Annotated in this window: 11 protein-coding genes; 3 read left to right on the top strand and 8 right to left on the bottom strand. The window is 70.4% G+C overall.

Annotated features, from left to right (window positions below; all coding sequences use genetic code 11):
* Positions 1–87: 87 nt before the first annotated feature.
* The 6 genes from HOW07_RS13185 to HOW07_RS13160 form a co-directional block, all read right to left on the bottom strand.
* Positions 88–1,449: an MFS transporter gene (locus tag HOW07_RS13185; RefSeq protein WP_064294978.1), complete on the bottom strand. Its 1,362-nt coding sequence runs from the start codon at positions 1,447–1,449 to the stop codon at positions 88–90.
* Positions 1,450–1,753: 304 nt separating this feature from the next.
* Positions 1,754–2,347, bottom strand: coding sequence for a TetR/AcrR family transcriptional regulator (locus HOW07_RS13180; RefSeq protein WP_121293817.1), 594 nt, complete (start codon positions 2,345–2,347; stop codon positions 1,754–1,756).
* Between the two features lie 202 nt (positions 2,348–2,549).
* Positions 2,550–4,058, bottom strand: a complete 1,509-nt coding sequence (locus HOW07_RS13175; RefSeq protein WP_175117401.1) for an alpha-N-arabinofuranosidase — start codon at positions 4,056–4,058, stop codon at positions 2,550–2,552.
* Positions 4,059–4,150: 92 nt separating this feature from the next.
* Positions 4,151–5,203, bottom strand: a complete 1,053-nt coding sequence (locus HOW07_RS13170) for a LacI family DNA-binding transcriptional regulator (protein ID WP_079003196.1) — start codon at positions 5,201–5,203, stop codon at positions 4,151–4,153.
* Positions 5,204–5,246: 43 nt separating this feature from the next.
* Positions 5,247–6,299, bottom strand: a complete 1,053-nt coding sequence (locus tag HOW07_RS13165; protein WP_175117400.1) for a LacI family DNA-binding transcriptional regulator — start codon at positions 6,297–6,299, stop codon at positions 5,247–5,249.
* Positions 6,300–6,564: 265 nt separating this feature from the next.
* Positions 6,565–7,350 (bottom strand): phosphatase PAP2 family protein, encoded by a 786-nt coding sequence (locus tag HOW07_RS13160; RefSeq protein ID WP_254628345.1) that lies wholly within the window; start codon positions 7,348–7,350, stop codon positions 6,565–6,567.
* 162 nt (positions 7,351–7,512) lie between these two features.
* Here HOW07_RS13160 and HOW07_RS13155 point away from each other — a divergent pair, with 162 nt between their 5' ends.
* Positions 7,513–7,941 carry a YchJ family protein gene (locus tag HOW07_RS13155; RefSeq protein WP_121293811.1) on the top strand — a complete coding sequence of 143 codons (429 nt, stop codon included), beginning with the start codon at positions 7,513–7,515 and terminating at the stop codon, positions 7,939–7,941.
* A gap of 217 nt (positions 7,942–8,158) precedes the next feature.
* Here HOW07_RS13155 and HOW07_RS13150 read toward each other — a convergent pair whose 3' ends face one another.
* Positions 8,159–9,400, bottom strand: a complete 1,242-nt coding sequence (locus HOW07_RS13150) for a multidrug effflux MFS transporter (RefSeq protein WP_371743680.1) — start codon at positions 9,398–9,400, stop codon at positions 8,159–8,161.
* Between the two features lie 332 nt (positions 9,401–9,732).
* Between HOW07_RS13150 and HOW07_RS13145 the strand changes: the two genes are divergently transcribed.
* Together HOW07_RS13145 and HOW07_RS13140 are read left to right on the top strand one after the other, a co-directional pair.
* Positions 9,733–11,622: an HSP90 family protein gene (locus HOW07_RS13145; RefSeq protein WP_175117399.1), complete on the top strand. Its 1,890-nt coding sequence runs from the start codon at positions 9,733–9,735 to the stop codon at positions 11,620–11,622.
* Positions 11,619–14,501, top strand: coding sequence for a hypothetical protein (locus tag HOW07_RS13140; protein WP_175117398.1), 2,883 nt, complete (start codon positions 11,619–11,621; stop codon positions 14,499–14,501). The genes HOW07_RS13145 and HOW07_RS13140 overlap by 4 nt, the downstream gene beginning before the upstream one ends.
* A gap of 55 nt (positions 14,502–14,556) precedes the next feature.
* Here the strand turns inward: HOW07_RS13140 and HOW07_RS13135 are convergent, their stop codons facing one another.
* Complete coding sequence (locus HOW07_RS13135; protein WP_175117397.1) at positions 14,557–15,537, bottom strand: cyclase family protein; 981 nt, start codon at positions 15,535–15,537, stop codon at positions 14,557–14,559.
* Between the last annotated feature and the right edge of the window lie 125 nt (positions 15,538–15,662).

The raw sequence follows: 15,662 nt of genomic DNA, 5'->3' as shown, positions 1-15,662 counted from the left end.
GTGTTGTCGTCCGTTCTGACGCCGTCGTTGGCATCGCTGGTGGTGGAGTGGAGCTGGTGATCGGGGTGCGGGAGGCTGTGACCTGGTTCACCCACGGGTCGCGATCGATCCGGTGATGGTCCCGTCGGCGTTCCGGGTCATGCGGTGTCGGACCGGCAGGATCGTCAGCGCGCCGAGCACGGCGATGACCCCGGCGCCCCAGAACAGGGCCGTGTAGTTGTTGCCGACCGCGCCGAGTCCGAGGAGGAACGCGCCCACCGCGCCGGCGAGCGACTGCGGCAGCGCGTTCGCGATGTTGAGGACGCCGAGGTCCTTCGCCGCGTCGTCGGGGTTCGGCAGGACGTCCACGACGAGGGCGGTGTCGACCGCGACGTACACGCCGTACGCCGCTCCCATGATCGCCTCGACGACGTAGAACATGGGCACCGTCGTGGTGTGGGCGAGCAGGATGAGTCCGACCGCGAACACCGCCGTCGACCCGATGACGAACACCTTGCGGTTGAGCATCCGGTCCGACAGCCAGCCGCCGAGCTTCGCGGTGATGACGAGCGCGATCGTGTAGATCAGCACACCCATGGTCAGGGTGTCGACCGCGCCCTGCTGCGACAGCCCGACCTCCTCCTGCAGGAAGAACAGGCGGAACGCGACGAAGAGGAACGAGGCGAGCGTCAGGAGGAACCGCGAGAGCCAGACCCAGCCGAAGTCGGGGTGCTTGAGCGGGTTCACCCAGAAGGTGAAGAGCAGGCCCTTCCACCCGCCGACGTCCGGACGGGTGGTGATCGCGCGGTCGGGCAGGACGAAGCAGTACAGCCACACGGTGATGAGCGCGAAGACGGCCGGAGCGACGAAGAGCAGCAACATGTCGGTGACGAACCAGCTGGCCACGAACGCCGCCGCGAGGATGCCGACGTTCTGCATGACGCCGACGTTCGCGGAGACGCTCCCCCGCTGCTCCGGCGGGACCTGGTCGGCGATCGTCGCGAGGAGCGGGCCGAGGATGGCGTTGCCGGTCAGCTGGGCGAGGCACCACCCGGCGATGAGGACCGGGACGTTCGGTGCGAGGGCGACGATGGTGAGCGAGGCGACGAAGCCGATGGCGCCGAGGAACATCCACGGGCGACGGCGACCGAAGCGAGAGAGCGTGAGGTCGGAGAGTCGGCCGATCACCGGGTTCGCGACGAGGGCGAACAGGGCGGCGATGGAGAGGACGTTGCCGTTGACGACCGCCGCCTGATCCCCCGGGACGAGCTGCTGCGTCTTGAGGGCGAGGCTGACGGTGACCGGGGCGAGCAAGGCCACGAACAGACCGAACTGGGCGAGCGCCATGGTGGTGACGACCCGTTTCGACGCCCGTTCCGTCGGTCCCGACGGGCCGGTGACGAGGCTGACGTAGGGGCCGCTCGAGGCACGCTGGCCGGTGGGTTTGGGGCGGCGGGGTGGGTTGGACATCCGAGTTCCTCTCAACGCTGAGCTGCGGACCGGCTCTGGCCCGCGGGTGGTGCTGTCCTGGCAGGATCAGGAAACCGATCACTGCACGGCTTTGAGTATAGGCGCGAAACCCGAGTGTTCAATAGGTTTTCAAGAATCCCGTCGGTGTTGCTGCTGCCAGCGCGGTGCGCTGACGCGAGCGCGGCCCAGCCGCGTGAGCGCGGGTCTCCGGAGGGTCGCGCTCACGCGGCCGGGGCGCGCCCACGCCGGTTCCGCAGCGCTCGCGTCACCGCACCGCGCCGGGCCCCACAGACCCGCGCTCGGGTCAGCGCACCGCGCCGGCGTCACCGACGAGGAGCGCCCAGGCGCGCTCGAGGTCACCGGCCATGTCGACGGAGGGGTCGAGCGTCCACTGCACCTGCAGACCGTCGGCGAGGGCGACCATGACACGCGCCACGTGATCAGGGTCGAGGCCCGCGGCGACCCGCCCGGAGGCCTGGCGATCCCGGACGACGTCGGCGATGCTCCGACGCACCGCCGTGACGTGATCGACGAAGAACCCGCGCACCGGGTGCTCCGCATCACCGGCGGCGGCCGCCATCGTCAGGTACAACTCGACGAGACCCGGGACATCGCTGTTGTGGCGCATGACCGCGACCAGACCCTCGATCGCGTCCTGCGACCCGGCCGCGGCGAACTCCTCGTAGTCGACGGCGTCGCGCTCCCGCAGGATCGCCGCGAACAGGTGCTCCTTGGATTCGAAGTAGTGCATGAGCCCCGGAAGGCTGACGCCGACCTCACGTGCGACCTCGCGGAGCGACGTGCCGCGGTACCCCTCGCGCGCGAACACCGCGAGCGCGACGCGCAGGATCTCCTCCCGACGCGCGACGCCCTTCGCGTAGGAGCCCCGTGCCGTCATGTGCCGATTGTAGGGCCGCGCGACGACGGCGGCGGGAGGGATTCCCCACCCGCCGTCGACCTCGACACGTCCACAACGCAGGACGGGTCCGGCGCGCCGCCCCGCGATCGCCGCGAGCGCGGCAGACCCGCCGCGATCGTCCTGCATTGCGAACGTCGAAACCCCTGGCTCACAGACCGGAGCCCGCAGCCCGCTTCCCGACTCAGGCGCCGAGCGCGACCGCCGTCCACGACACGGGCGGGAGCGTGATCGTGAGGGTGCCGTCGGCGAGCGACGCGCTCTCGTTCGCGACGAGGCCGACACGCTCGCGGTCGTCGATCGTGTTCTTCGCGTAGACGTCCTCGTCGTGGATGCCGTTCGCCTCGAGGATCGAACCGACGCCGAGCGCCGAGACGTCGACGGTCACCGTGATGGCCTCGTCCTGATGACGGTTCACGAGGAACACGGCCGCGGTCCCGGCCTCGGCGTCGTACGTCGCGACCGAGTCGACGAGCGGTGCATCGCCGTGGACCTTCGTGGCGTAGCTGCCGACCTCGATGCGCGGCGAGAGCACGACACCCGACGCAAGCCGGCTGGTGACCGAGAACGGGAAGAACGTCGTCTGCCGCCAGGCGCCACCACCCGGCTCGGTCATGATCGGGGCGATGACGTTCACGAGCTGCGCGAGGCTCGCCGACCCGACGCGGTCGCTGTGCTTGAGGAGCGTCATCAGCAGGTTGCCGAACACGACCGCGTCGGCGACCGAGTAGACGTCCTCGATGAGTCGGGGCGCGTAAGCCCACTCCTCGATCGTGCCCTCGATCGCGTTCCACTCGTCGAGGTACCAGACGTTCCACTCGTCGAACGAGAGCTGGATCTGCTTGTCGGAGTGACGCTTGTGCTGCACGTGATCGGCGGCCGCGACGACGGTGCGGATGAAGTACTCCATGTTCAGGGACGACGCGAGGAACGACCCGAGGTCGCCGTCGCGCTCCTGGTAGTACGCGTGGCAGGAGATGTAGTCCACCGAGTCGAAGCTGTGCTCGAGGACCGTGCGCTCCCAGTCGCCGAAGGTCGGCATCGAGGAGCTCGACGAACCGCAGACGACGAGTTCGAGCTTCGGGTCGACCATCTTCATCGCCGACGCGGTCCGGGCGGCCAGCTTGCCGTAGTCGTCGGCCGACATCGCGCCGACCTGCCACGGCCCGTCCATCTCGTTGCCGAGACACCACATGCTGATGCCGTAGGGCTCGGGTGCACCGTTCGCGATCCGCTGGTCGGACAGCGCCGTTCCGCTCGGGTGGTTCGTGTACTCGAGGAGGTCGAGCGCTTCGAGCACCCCGCGCGTACCGAGGTTGACGGCCATCATCATCTCGCTGCCGGTGAGCTTGCACCACTTGGCGAACTCGTCGACGCCGACCTGGTTGGTCTCGAGCGAGTGCCAGGCCAGGTCGCGGCGCACGGGACGGTTCTCGCGCGGCCCGACGCCGTCCTCCCAGCGGTAGCCGGAGACGAAGTTGCCGCCGGGGTAGCGGATGGTGCTCGTGCCGAGTTCCGTGACGAGGTCCACCACATCGCCGCGGAAGCCGTCGGCGTCGGCGGTGGGGTGGCCGGGCTCGTAGATGCCGTCGTAGACGCAGCGGCCCAGGTGCTCCACGAACGAGCCGAAGATCCGGCGGTTGACGGGGGCGACCGTGACGTTCGGGTCGATGGCGATGCGTGCGGTGGTCATGCGTGATCCTCTCCAAGGACGTCGTCGTCCGGGCTTCTTCAACGTTGAAGGTAAACGTTGTACAAATAGTCTCGTGTGCCGATCGACAGCTGTCAAGACACGTTCGGAGATGGGGATTCGGCTCTGACGGACGAGGGCGTGGTCGACTCACGTCGCACCAGTTCGAAGTCCGCGTAGACCCGACGGGGTGGCACGTCGTCGACTCCCCCGGCGATCCGCTCGACGAGCAGCGACACGGCGGTCCGGGCGATCTGCTCCCGCCCAGGTGCGATCGTCGACAGCGACGGCAGGGAGTACCGACCCTCGTCGATGTCGTCGAAGCCGATGACCGCGACCTCGTCCGGCATGGCGACGCCTCGTTCACTCAGGACGCGCATGGCTCCGAGCGCCAGGGCGTCGTTGAACGCGACGATGCCGTCGAACGCGACACCCTCGTCGAGCATCTCGCGCATCGCGAGCGCTCCGTCGAAGCGACCCCAGACCGGGACCTCCCGGACGAGCGCCGGATCGAACACCATGCCGGCAGCCTCCAGCGCCGCTCGATACCCGGCGAGCCGCAGACTGGCCGAACCGACGATGTCGGCGCGGTGCGCTCCGAACGCGACGATCCGTGTCCGACCGAGCCCGATCAGATGCTCCGTCGCGGCACGCGCTCCCTCGGTGTTGCGCATCGTCACGTGGTCGTTCGGCGCGTTGAACATGCGCTCACCGAGGAGCACCATCGGGATGGTGACCTCCTCCACGACGGCGAGATCCTCGTCGCCGAGGTGGAGCGCGCTGTAGAGGACACCGTCGACCGCACGGAGTCGCGCACCGCGCAGGAGCTCGGCCTCGCGTGCCCGGTCGCCGCCGCTGAGCTCGATCAGCACCGACAGGCCGAGCTGGTCGGCGGCGTGCATGACGGCGTCGGCGAGTTCGGCGAAGTAGGAGTTCCGGAGGTCGGGGATGATCAGGCTGATGACGCCGGAACGACCGGAGCGGAGCCCGCGTGCGGAGAGGTTGGGCCGGTAGCCGAGCTCGGCGATCGCGGCGAGCACCCGCTCCTTGGTCGCCTGCTTGATGTGGGGGTAGTCGTTGACGACGTTCGAGACGGTCTTGGCGGACACCCCGGCGAGCTTCGCCACGTCGTGCAGGGTGGTCGCCATGATCCTCCTCGGCGGCGGCATGCCCGGCCGCCCTGTACGCACTCTACAACGTTGAAGGAGTGTCCCTGGGTCCGGGCTCGTGAGCGGTGACGGAGCTGGTGGACTCCCGCGGTACGACGCGGTAACCGCTGACGATCGCCCGCGGTTCCTCCGGCTGCCCGGGCGCGGCGATCCGCTCGATCAGCAGCTCGACGGCGCGCTCGGCGATCTCCTCGCGGCCGATGTCGACCGTGGACAGGGCCGGGAGGGCGTAACGCGTCTCGTCCAAATCGTCGAAGCCGATGATCGCGACGTCGTCGGGGATGCGGAGACCGGCGTCCTGGAGGACGCGCATGGCGCCGAGGGCCATCGCATCGTTGAAGGCGACGACGCCGTCGAACGGCAGGCCCGCGGCGATGACCTCGCGCATCGCGTTCGCCCCGTCGCTGCGGTGCCAGCTGACGACCGTGCTGACGTAGGCGGGATCGGCGGGGATACCGGCGGCTTCGAGCGCCTCCCGATACCCCTGGAGGCGGAGGGCGGCCGGCCCGAGGGTGTCGTGCGGGTCGGTGCCGAGCGCGACGATGCGGCGTCTGCCCTGCGCGAGCAGGTGTTCGGTCGCCGCGCGGGCGCCGTCGACGTTGGCCATCGTCACGTGGTCGCGGTCGCCGTCGAACAGTTGCTCACCGAGGATCACCATGGGGCCCTCCGGGAGGAGTGCACTGTCGTCGCGGTCGAGGCTGAGCGGGCTGTAGAGGATGCCGTCGACCAGCTGCATGCGCGGCCCACGGAGGATCTCGAGCTCGACGTCGCGACCGCCGGCGACCTGCTCGATGAGCACGGAGAGCCCGCGCGCACGCGCCTGACGCATGACCGCGTCGGCGAGCTCCGCGAAGTAGGCGTTGCGGAGGTCGGGGATGATGAGGCTGATCACGCCGGACCGGCCGGAGCGGAGACTCCGGGCCGAGAGGTTGGGGCGGTAGCCGAGTTCGGCGATCGCGCGCTCGACCTTGGAGCGGGTCGCGTCGCTCACGTGCGGGTAGTCGTTGACGACGTTCGAGACGGTCTTGATCGAGACGCCCGCTCGTGCGGCGACGTCGTGCATCGTGATCGACACGCGTCTCCTCCCCCGGCCGGCTCCCGGCTGTCAGCAGACTACCGCTCCGCCGGCACGGGGGGGGGGTGGGGCCACCAGCGCGGTGCGCTGACGCGAGCGCGGGTCTGTGGCGTGAGCGCGGGCCTCCGGAGGGGCGCGCCCACGCGGTGGACCCGCGCTCACGCCGGTCCGGGCGGTCTGAGGTCAGCGCACCGCGCTGACGCCAGGACGGAACACGAACGACGAACGTTGGATGACCGGCATCGAGGGACGGGCCTCCACGCGATCAGCCGTCGGCGAGCGGGACCCGTTTCTTCGGCTCGGTCGACATCCGGTGCAGCAACGGCACGGCGATGATGAGCGCGACACCGGCACCGAGCAGCAGCCCGCCGATCGTGTCGCTCACCCAGTGGGCGCCGAGATAGGTGCGCGACAGCATCATCAGCAGCGTGTAGGCGACACCGATCAACCACACCCAGACCCGCGGGAAGATGATCCCGAACGCGACGGCGATGGTCGCCGCGTTCGCGCTGTGCCCGGAGGGGAACGAACCGAAGTCGGCGTGGACGAGGATGTCCTCGGGCCGTGACCGACCGACGATGTTCTTGATGATCTGCACTGCTCCGGCACTCAGCGCGGAGACGAGCGCGAAGTACAGGGCGGCCCATGGACGGCGCAACAGCAGCAGGACGGCGATCCCGAGCAGCGGCACGACGAAGATCGCGACGACCCCGCCGCCGAGCCAGTTCATGACGAGCGCAGCCTGGACGAGCCACGGCGAACGCTCCTCGAGGACCTCCTGCATCCACTCCTCGTCGAACCCGAACGGGGCGTTCGGACCGCGCTGGAAGAGCAGCACGCCGAGCAGGAGGACGAGGACCACGGCGATCGCGCCGCTGATCAACGGCCACCGCCGGGAGACCTTCGCGGCGAGCTTCGGATCGGGCCGGATCGACGCCGGGTCCGGATCCATCGCGAGCGAACCCGACTCGTCGAGGGCTGGCGAGACCGCCTCGTGCACCTCGGGAGCCGGTGCAGCTGCTGGGTCGTCGTGGTCGTCGGGTGCCGTCATCGTCCCATCATGCCGTGTCGGGTATGTTCCACGCGCGGGCTTGCGTCGGGAGGATGACGTACTGATCGCCGCGCCGATGCGCCACCGGACGAGTGCCGACGGGCAGTGGCAACCGACGTCCGGCGAGCACGACCCGCGAGCCTGGCGGGCGATACTTGAGCAGTGACGACCGACGCCCGAACCGCTGCCCTCTCCGACGACGCACGGTGCCCCTGCCTGTCCGGTGAGACGTACGGCGCTTGCTGCGGCCGCCTGCACCGAGGCGAGTCGTCGGCGGCGACCGCGGAGGCGCTCATGCGGTCGCGGTTCTCGGCCTTCGCGGTCGGCGACCCGGAGTACCTGTTGCGCACGTGGCATCCGTCGACCAGGCCGGCGTCGCTCGAGTTGGACGGCTCGCTCCGCTGGTACCGGCTCGACATCCTCGCGACCTCCCGCGGTGGGCTGCTCGACACCGAGGGGATGGTCGAGTTCGTCGCGCACCACAAGGTTCCCGGCGTGCGGGGCTCCGCGGGGAGCCAGCACGAACGGAGTCGGTTCTCGAAGGACACCGGCGCGTGGACGTACGTCGACGGCGTGGACCCCTCCGTCTGACCGGGACCCGCCCGCCCGATCCGGCCCCGATGCCGGCGTCAGCGCGGCGCGCCGGCCCGAACCGCCCGGGACCGGCGTCAGCGCGGTGCGGCCACGTGAGCGAGCCCGAACTGGCGCGACCGCGGGTCGCAGCCGTGAGCGCGCCACCCCGGAGACCCGCGCTCACGCCACAGGTCCGCGCTCACGTCAGCGCACCGCGCTGGCGCAGCCCACCAGGTCAGCCGGCGAGGGCCGGGACCTTCTTCGGCTGCACGATGAACCAGAGCGCGCACACCGACACGACCGAGGTCGCGGCCATCACGGCACCCATGGGGATCGCGGTACCGATCCCGAGCACACCGACGATCGGCGAGATGAGCCCCGCGAGACCGAAGTTGAGCGCCCCGAGGAGCGACGCCGCCGTCCCGGCCTCATGCCCGTGGTTTGCGAGTGCGAGCACCTGCACCGCCGGGAAGCCGAAGCCGCACGACAGGATGAAGAAGAACAGCGGCACCAGCACACCGAACAGCCCGATGTCCGCCATCGTCAGCGCGACGATCGTGACCGCCGAGATGAGCTGCACGATGGTCGTGCACGCGAGGATCCACTGCGGCCCGTACCAGCGCATGAGGCGCGACGAGATCTGCACCCCGGCGACGATGCCGAGCGAGTTCACCGCGAACAGGAGACCGTACTCCTGCGCGTCGAAGTCGTAGACCTCCTGGAAGAGGAACGACGAGCTCGAGAGGTAGGCGAACAGGCCCGAGAAGCTCATGCCGCCGATGAGGGCGACACCGACGAACACGCGGTCGCTGAACACCGAGCGGTAGCGGTCGCGGACGGTGCTGTGTCCGGCGTCGCGACGCCGCGCCGGAGGCAGGGTCTCGACGATCCACAGCGACACCGCGATGACGACGAACAGTCCGTAGGCGGCCAGGAACACGAAGAGTCCGCGCCAGTCGAGGACGAGGAGGAGCTGCGACCCGATCACGGGGGCGGCGATCGGCGCGAGCCCGTTCACGAGTGCGAGTCGCGACAGCATCCGCACGAGCGGCTTCCCGCCGAAGAGGTCGCGGACCATCGCCATCGCGACCACACCACCTGCCGCCGCACCGGCGCCCTGCAGCACGCGGAACACCATGAGCCATCCGATGTCGGGCGCGAACGCGGCGCCGACCGAGGCCGCGATGTGGATGCTCGTCGCGAGGATGAGCGGGAGACGCCTGCCGACCTTGTCGCTCCAGGGCCCCATGAAGAGCTGGCCCACCGCGAAGCCGATCGTGGTCCCGGTGAGGGTGAGCTGGATGAGGCTGACCGGGACGTCGAGGTCCTGTTCGAGGATCGGGAACGCCGGCAGGTAGAGGTCGATGGTGAACGGCCCGAGTGCGGTGAGCGCGCCGAGCACGAGGATGTAGACGAGGCGCTGCCTGCCCGAGAGCGAGTCGCCGGGGTGGACGACGGTGATTCCTGCGGTGTGCACTGGTGAACGGATTCCTAGCGAGGTGCGGGGGGGGGTGGGAGGGGTGGTCCGAATCGATGTCGAATCGATTCGAGAAGTGGCGTCAAGGCTAGCAGCCGGGGACGCGTTTTCGCGACACCCCAGGACGACCGATCGGCGTCGACCTCGCTCCACAGGCCCTGGGGAGCAGGGTCGTCTCACCGACTCCCAGGCGACCGCCCAGCATCCGTTTCACGACGTTCGCTAGGCTGATCCGGCTGCAGACGAACCGGTCGCGGTCCGTCTGCATGAAGCCCGATCCACCCCGCACAGACGCCCGATGCAGGCCCCGCAGCCGCCGACGGAAGAGAGCCATGCCAGACCACTCCCGAGCCCCGCTGCCGTTCCAGGTCGACCTCCGCGGAGTCGTCGACCTCCTGAGCCGCCACATCTACTCGGGACCGCGCGTCTACCTCCGTGAGCTCCTGCAGAACGGACGCGACGCCGTCGCAGCCCGTCGCGCCGACGACCCGACGGCGCCTCCCGGCAGACTCCTCATCACCCCGCACGTGCCACCGTCCGGCTCGGAGGCGGGCTCGCCGTTCCGATTCCGCGACGACGGTGTCGGGCTCACCCGCGACGAGGCCGCAGAACTCCTGGCGACGGTCGGCCGCAGCTCCAAGCGCGGCGACCTCGACGAACTCCAGCGCGGCGACTACCTCGGCCGGTTCGGCATCGGTCTGCTGAGCTGCTTCATGGTGGCCGACACCATCACCGTCCGCAGCCGCTCGGCTCGTGGCGGTCCGGCCATCGAGTGGATCGGCGATGCCGACGGTACGTTCACGATCCGAGAACTCGACGACGCCGCGACCGCCGCCATGCCGATCGGCTCCGAGGTCGTCCTCGATCCACGCATCGACGGTCCGATGCACGACGGCAGTCTGCTCGGGCACGGTTCGGTGCTCGGCCTCGCCACGACGTTCGGACGCTTCCTCGACCTCGATGTCGAGGTGGTCGATCCCTCCGCCCCCGACCACCCGGTGCGCATCAACGTCGACCCGGTGTTCCGGACGGCTGAGGCGACGACTCGCGAAGCGCTCCTGGCGTTCGGGGAGGACCTCCTCGGGACGCGCCCGTTCGACGCCGTCGAGATCGTGGTGCCCGGCACCGGCACCCGGGGCACCGCCTTCGTCCTCCCCTCACCGCCTCCGCCGGGCGCCCGGCAGGCGAGCCGCGTCTACCTCGGCGGCATGCTGCTGAGCGAACAGATCGACGACCTGCTGCCCGAGTGGGCGTTCTTCGTCCGCTGCATCGTCGACACGACGGGGCTCCGCCCGACGGCTTCGCGCGAGCAGCTCGTGCAGGACGACGCGTTGGAGTTCACCCGCGAGGCCATCGGAGCAACCCTGCGACGGTGGATCCTCGACCTCGCCCGTCAACGGCCGCACCGACTCCAGGAGTTCATCGGCGTCCACCAGCTCGGCATCAAGGCGATCGCCGCGCACGACGACGACCTCGCGAGCGCCGTGGTCCGGTGGCTCCCGATCGAGACCTCCGCCGGCACGACGACCATCGACGAACATCTGTCGCAGACGGGCGTCATCCGGTACACGGCATCCCGCGACGAGTTCCGTCAGATCGCCGCGGTCGTCGATCCGGCCTCACCGATCGTCAACGGCGGGTACGTGTACGACCAGGAGATCCTGGAGCGGCTGCCCCACCTGATCGACGGCGTTCGGGTCGAACGGGTGACGGTCGCCGACGAGCTCGACAACCTCGAGCCGCCCCACCTGGACGACCTCGCCGCGACGACGGCACTCGAGGACCGCGCCAGCCGCGTGCTCGCCGAGGTCGAGTGCCGGGTCTCGGTGCGCCGATACCGGCCGGACGACCTCGCCGCGCTGTACGTCGCCGACCCGTCCGTGCTCCGACGGCTCGAGCGGCACCGGGCCGCCTCGGTCGCACCGGGTATCTGGTCGCAGGTCGTCGGAGCCGTCGACTCCTTCCTCGCCGACGCCGGCCCGGGAGGCACTGAGGCCGACACCGCCGCCCGGCTCTGCCTCAACTGGAACGCGGCGCTCGTCCGCCGCTTGGCGACCCTCGACGACGACCTCGTGTTCGAGCGCAGCATCCAACTGCTCTACGTCCAGGCGCTCCTCGCCGGGCACCGCCCCCTCGAAGCGCGCGACCGCCGCATGCTCGATGCAGCCATGACCGACCTGATCGGCCTCAGTGTCGGTCTCGACGACAAGGAACTCCGATGACCGACACCACCGCCACCCCTGTGAACGACATCGACCCCGACGCGAGCATCCAGGACCTCCTCGAGGAGGCCGACACCCTGCCGTGTGGTCCCGCCGAGCGCGCCCTGCTCGACGAGGCGCTTCGGCGAGCCGAGGCCGCCGCCGACGAGGAGGCCGCGTACGCCACCCGCATGCGGCTGACCCAGTCGGCGCACATGACGGGCGACACCGACGCCATGTTCAGCTCCTTCGGCTGGTGCGTCGGCAAGCACGACGCAGACCCGGAGCGCTTCCCGATCACGGTCGACGGCTGCGACCTGCTGTTCCAGTACAAGTGGATGGCCGGCCGGCTGTCGACGAACCCGGCCTTCTCGCTCGCGCAGATCGAGGCCATGCACGAGGACATGCGCGCGCGGTACGCGGCAGCGGGCGCCACCATGAGCGGCGTGGTGCAGTCGCAGTTCCACATCGCGACGGTGACCGGTCGCCTCGACGAGGCCGCCGCATTCCTGGAACGCCGCTCGACCATCGAGGACGACCGGTACAGCCACTGCGAAGCGTGTGTACGGAACGAGGACGCCTGGTTCCACCAGCTCCGCGGGCACGACGACGACGCGATCCGGATCTACGACGAGATGTTCGAGAACCGCATGAGCTGTGGCGAGGAGCCGGAGACCAGCGAGGCACAGGCACTCCTCCCCTACCTCCGCGCCGGCCGGTTCGACGACGCCAAGGCGGCGCACCAGCGCAGCTACCGGGTCGCCCGTTCCAACGCCGACGGATTCGGCATCATCGCCGACCACCTCGTGTTCTGCGCCGTCACGGGCAACGAGGCGCGCGGCCTGGCGATGCTCGAACGCCACCTGCCAACCCTCGTCAACGACCCCATCAACCTGTCCGGGCACGCCGACGGGCTCATCGCGGTCGGCGTCCTCCTGGATGCCGTCGCCCGAGCCGGTCACGGTGATCTGCCCGTCCGCGGTGCCGACGCCCCCGACCTCGCCCGGTACCTCGGCACCGAGTCGACCGACGCCGCCGACTGGACCGTCACCGCGGTCGCGGCTCGCGCCTGGGCGGCCGCCGAGCACCTGACCCGTGCCTTCGACGAACGCAACGGCAACGGCTTCCGTACCGAGCGACTCGAGGCCGCGCGCGCACTCGCGACGGAGCACTGGGACCTCCCGCTGTCGGTCGAGGGGTTCGCAGCCCCCGTCGCCGAGCCGGAGCCGGCGACCACGGCCGCCGAGTGGCGTGAACGGACCTCCGCGCTCCTGCAGAGCGCCGATCCGCGGGCTGCGATCGTCGCCGCGGAGCAGGGCCTCGCGCTCCTGGCGGACGACGCGGATCCCGACGAGAACCTCCGCGCCGGACTCCTGGGCGCGATCGCGCAGGCTGCGGTCATCGAGGGTGACGACGATCGCGCTGGGGCGGCCTGGACCGACCGCGGTACGGCGCTCCGTGCAGCAGGACGCATCGAGGTCGCCGACGTCGAGGCCCGCTTCGGCGTGGCCCTGCTCGGCACGGCGACCGAGGACCGGCTCACCCTCCTGCTCGCCGAGCTGGACGACGCCCGTCTCGTCCCCGTCGACGCGGACCGGCTCATCCACACGCTCGTCGTCACGGCGCGCCATGCGTTCGAGCTCGCGGGAGCGCAGACCGAGCAGGAGTCCGCGGAACGGTTCATGGGGATCGCCGACCGGCTCGCGGGTGAGGCCGTGCTCGCCGCCGCGGTCGACGATCCGGGCGAGGCAGGCCCGCCGGCCCGCCTCCTGCACGCGCACCTCTTCGCCGTGACCGGCCGGATCGAGGAGGCGGCAGAGCTCCTCGACCCGCTCCTCGAGCCCGGGCAGCGGGCGTCGGTCCGCCTCCCGGCATTGACGCTCCGCACCCGGATGCTCGGCGGGGCAGGGGCCTTCGCCGAGGGGGTCGCGCTCGCCGACGAGCTCGTCGCGCTCCAGACCCTCCTCGGCAACCGGCTCGGCATCATCCAGGCGTGCACCCTCTCCGCGGCCCTCCTGAGCGACGCCGACCGCGATCGCGAGGCCGCGGCTCGCATGCAGCTCGCGATCACCCACGCGAAGCGGGCGGAGTACGCCGACCTCGACTCGCTGACGCTCCAACTCGCGCGGTACCTCCAGTTCGCGGGCGATGCCGCCACGGCGCTCGAGCACTACGACGAGGTCTACCAAGCGAAGCGTGAGCACGCCGCGCCGGGTGAGCTCGCGGATCTGCTCGCCAACATGGGTGAGGCCGCGCGCATGATCGGTGAACACGGCATGGCGTACGGCGTGTGGCGCGCCGCGATCGACGACGCCGCGTCCGTCGGGAACGACCAAGTGGTCATCCGCACCGGCTTCGGGTTGAGCACGCTCCTCATCCAGTTCGAGGACGACGACGCGATCGAGGTCATCGACCAGGCACTCGCCGCCGCTCGGCGCCTGGGCGACCCGCAGCTCCTCATCCAGGCGCTCCAGCGCGCGGCGAGCGCACGGGCGGCCTTCGGCGACGACACCGGGCTGCCGCTCTACTCGGAGGCTCGTGACATCGCCTCGGCGCACGAGGCGGCGTGGCTCGTGGCCGACATCACCGATTCGGAGGCCCGCTCGCTCGGAGCGCTCGGACGCGCCGACGAAGCGACGGCGACGGCTCGGCTCGCCGCTGCGGGGTTCGTGGCCGCCGGTGACGAGAACGGGGCGGCGGTGGCCGAGGTGTTCGCGGCGAGGTCCCGGGTCGCCGTCGACGACCACGCCGGTGCCGTCGACCTGTTCCGTTCGGCTCGCGGACGCCTCCCTGCAGGCTCGCCCGACTGGACGACGGTCACGGCCGAGCTCGCGGACGCGTACGAGCGATTGGAGCAGCACACCGATGCGGCACTGCTCCGGGCCGAGATCGAGGAGTGATCGGGACCGTCCTCAGCGCGCCGACGGCACCGCGAGGACGGTCTTCGGACCGCGCCTAGGGCAGTCGCGCGAAGGCGCGGACGGGGAAGGTCGCGAAGTCCTCGACGAGCGGTGGCGTCGCGGTGAAGGCGGCGCCGCTCGCGGGGAGCTGCTCGAGCCCGGTGAGGTGCTCGACCACCTGGATCCCGGCTTCGAGGAGCAGCGAGTGGGCGGGACGTGCGCCACCGGATCCCGGCTCGGTGTCGTCGATGTTGATGGAGTCGATGCCGACCAGCACCACGCCCTGCTCGACGAGGTACCGCACCCCGTCCTCGGCGAGGTAGGGAGCGTCCTTCGTGTACGCCTCGGTCGCGAAGTGGCGGTCCCACCCGGTGTGCAGGAGGACGGCGGTCCCGCGCAGCTCGCGGTCGAGGAAGACGTTCGCGCCGATGCCGCGTTCCGTCGAGCCCTGGAGGTGGAACACCTCGGCCGGGAGGTCGACGAGCTGCTCGAGCGTCAGGCTCGCGAGGTCGCCGCCGCCGGCGTAGCGGTGGTACGGGCTGTCGAGGTAGGTGCCGGTGTTGCCGACCATCTCGATGATGTCCATCGCGAACTCGGTGCCCTCGGCGTACTTCGGGCGAGAGTCCTCACGGGTGAGGAACGGACGGATCACGGGCTCCGGCAACCCCGGGTAGGTGCGGAGGCCGGCACGGATCGGGTGGCTGAGTTCGACGAGCGCGCCCTCCGGACGGGAGCGCACGGCGTCCGCAGCCGCTGTGGTGTCGGGGATCTCGAGCCCGGCCGCCGCAGCCGCCGCCAGGATCCCGCGGGAGCCCTTGTGCTGCTCGCGCACGATCTCCAGCTTGGTGATGCGGATCTCGCCGACCATCGCGAGACCGAGGTGCGTGACGAGCAGCCGACCGACCTCCTGCTGCTGCGCCTTCCCCTTCGCCTGCGCGATGGCGGGCGGCAGGTCGAGGCGGAAGTCCTCGACGGCGAGACCGCCGCCGTTCAGGAAGCTGACGGTGGCATCGAGGACGGCGCGTTGTTCGGTCATGCCCTCATTCTGACGGGTGCCGCGAACCCTGCCGAGGGATTCCCGGCCACGGGCCACCGATATCCGGCCACGACCGTGCGGTTCCGTCGACTGGACGGCTGAATGCACTCCACAAGCAGCCCTCA

Origin of the sequence: Plantibacter sp. MCCC 1A11337, from assembly GCF_013349365.1 — a bacterium.
Lineage (GTDB): Bacteria > Actinomycetota > Actinomycetes > Actinomycetales > Microbacteriaceae > Plantibacter > Plantibacter flavus_A.
The sequence above is the reverse complement of the archived record's forward strand: the minus strand, read 5'-3'. Positions and strand labels throughout refer to the sequence as shown.

Excerpts from the sequence above, each read along its gene's own strand:
- HOW07_RS13185 (WP_064294978.1), bottom strand. The coding sequence starts at position 1,449 with ATGTCCAACCCACCCCGCCGCCCCAAACCCACCGGCCAGCGTGCCTCG.
- HOW07_RS13180 (WP_121293817.1), bottom strand. The coding sequence starts at position 2,347 with ATGACGGCACGGGGCTCCTACGCGAAGGGCGTCGCGCGTCGGGAGGAG.
- HOW07_RS13175 (WP_175117401.1), bottom strand. The coding sequence starts at position 4,058 with ATGACCACCGCACGCATCGCCATCGACCCGAACGTCACGGTCGCCCCC.
- HOW07_RS13170 (WP_079003196.1), bottom strand. The coding sequence starts at position 5,203 with ATGGCGACCACCCTGCACGACGTGGCGAAGCTCGCCGGGGTGTCCGCC.
- HOW07_RS13160 (WP_254628345.1), bottom strand. The coding sequence starts at position 7,350 with ATGACGGCACCCGACGACCACGACGACCCAGCAGCTGCACCGGCTCCC.
- HOW07_RS13145 (WP_175117399.1), top strand. The coding sequence starts at position 9,733 with ATGCCAGACCACTCCCGAGCCCCGCTGCCGTTCCAGGTCGACCTCCGC.
- HOW07_RS13140 (WP_175117398.1), top strand. The coding sequence starts at position 11,619 with ATGACCGACACCACCGCCACCCCTGTGAACGACATCGACCCCGACGCG.
- HOW07_RS13135 (WP_175117397.1), bottom strand. The coding sequence starts at position 15,537 with ATGACCGAACAACGCGCCGTCCTCGATGCCACCGTCAGCTTCCTGAAC.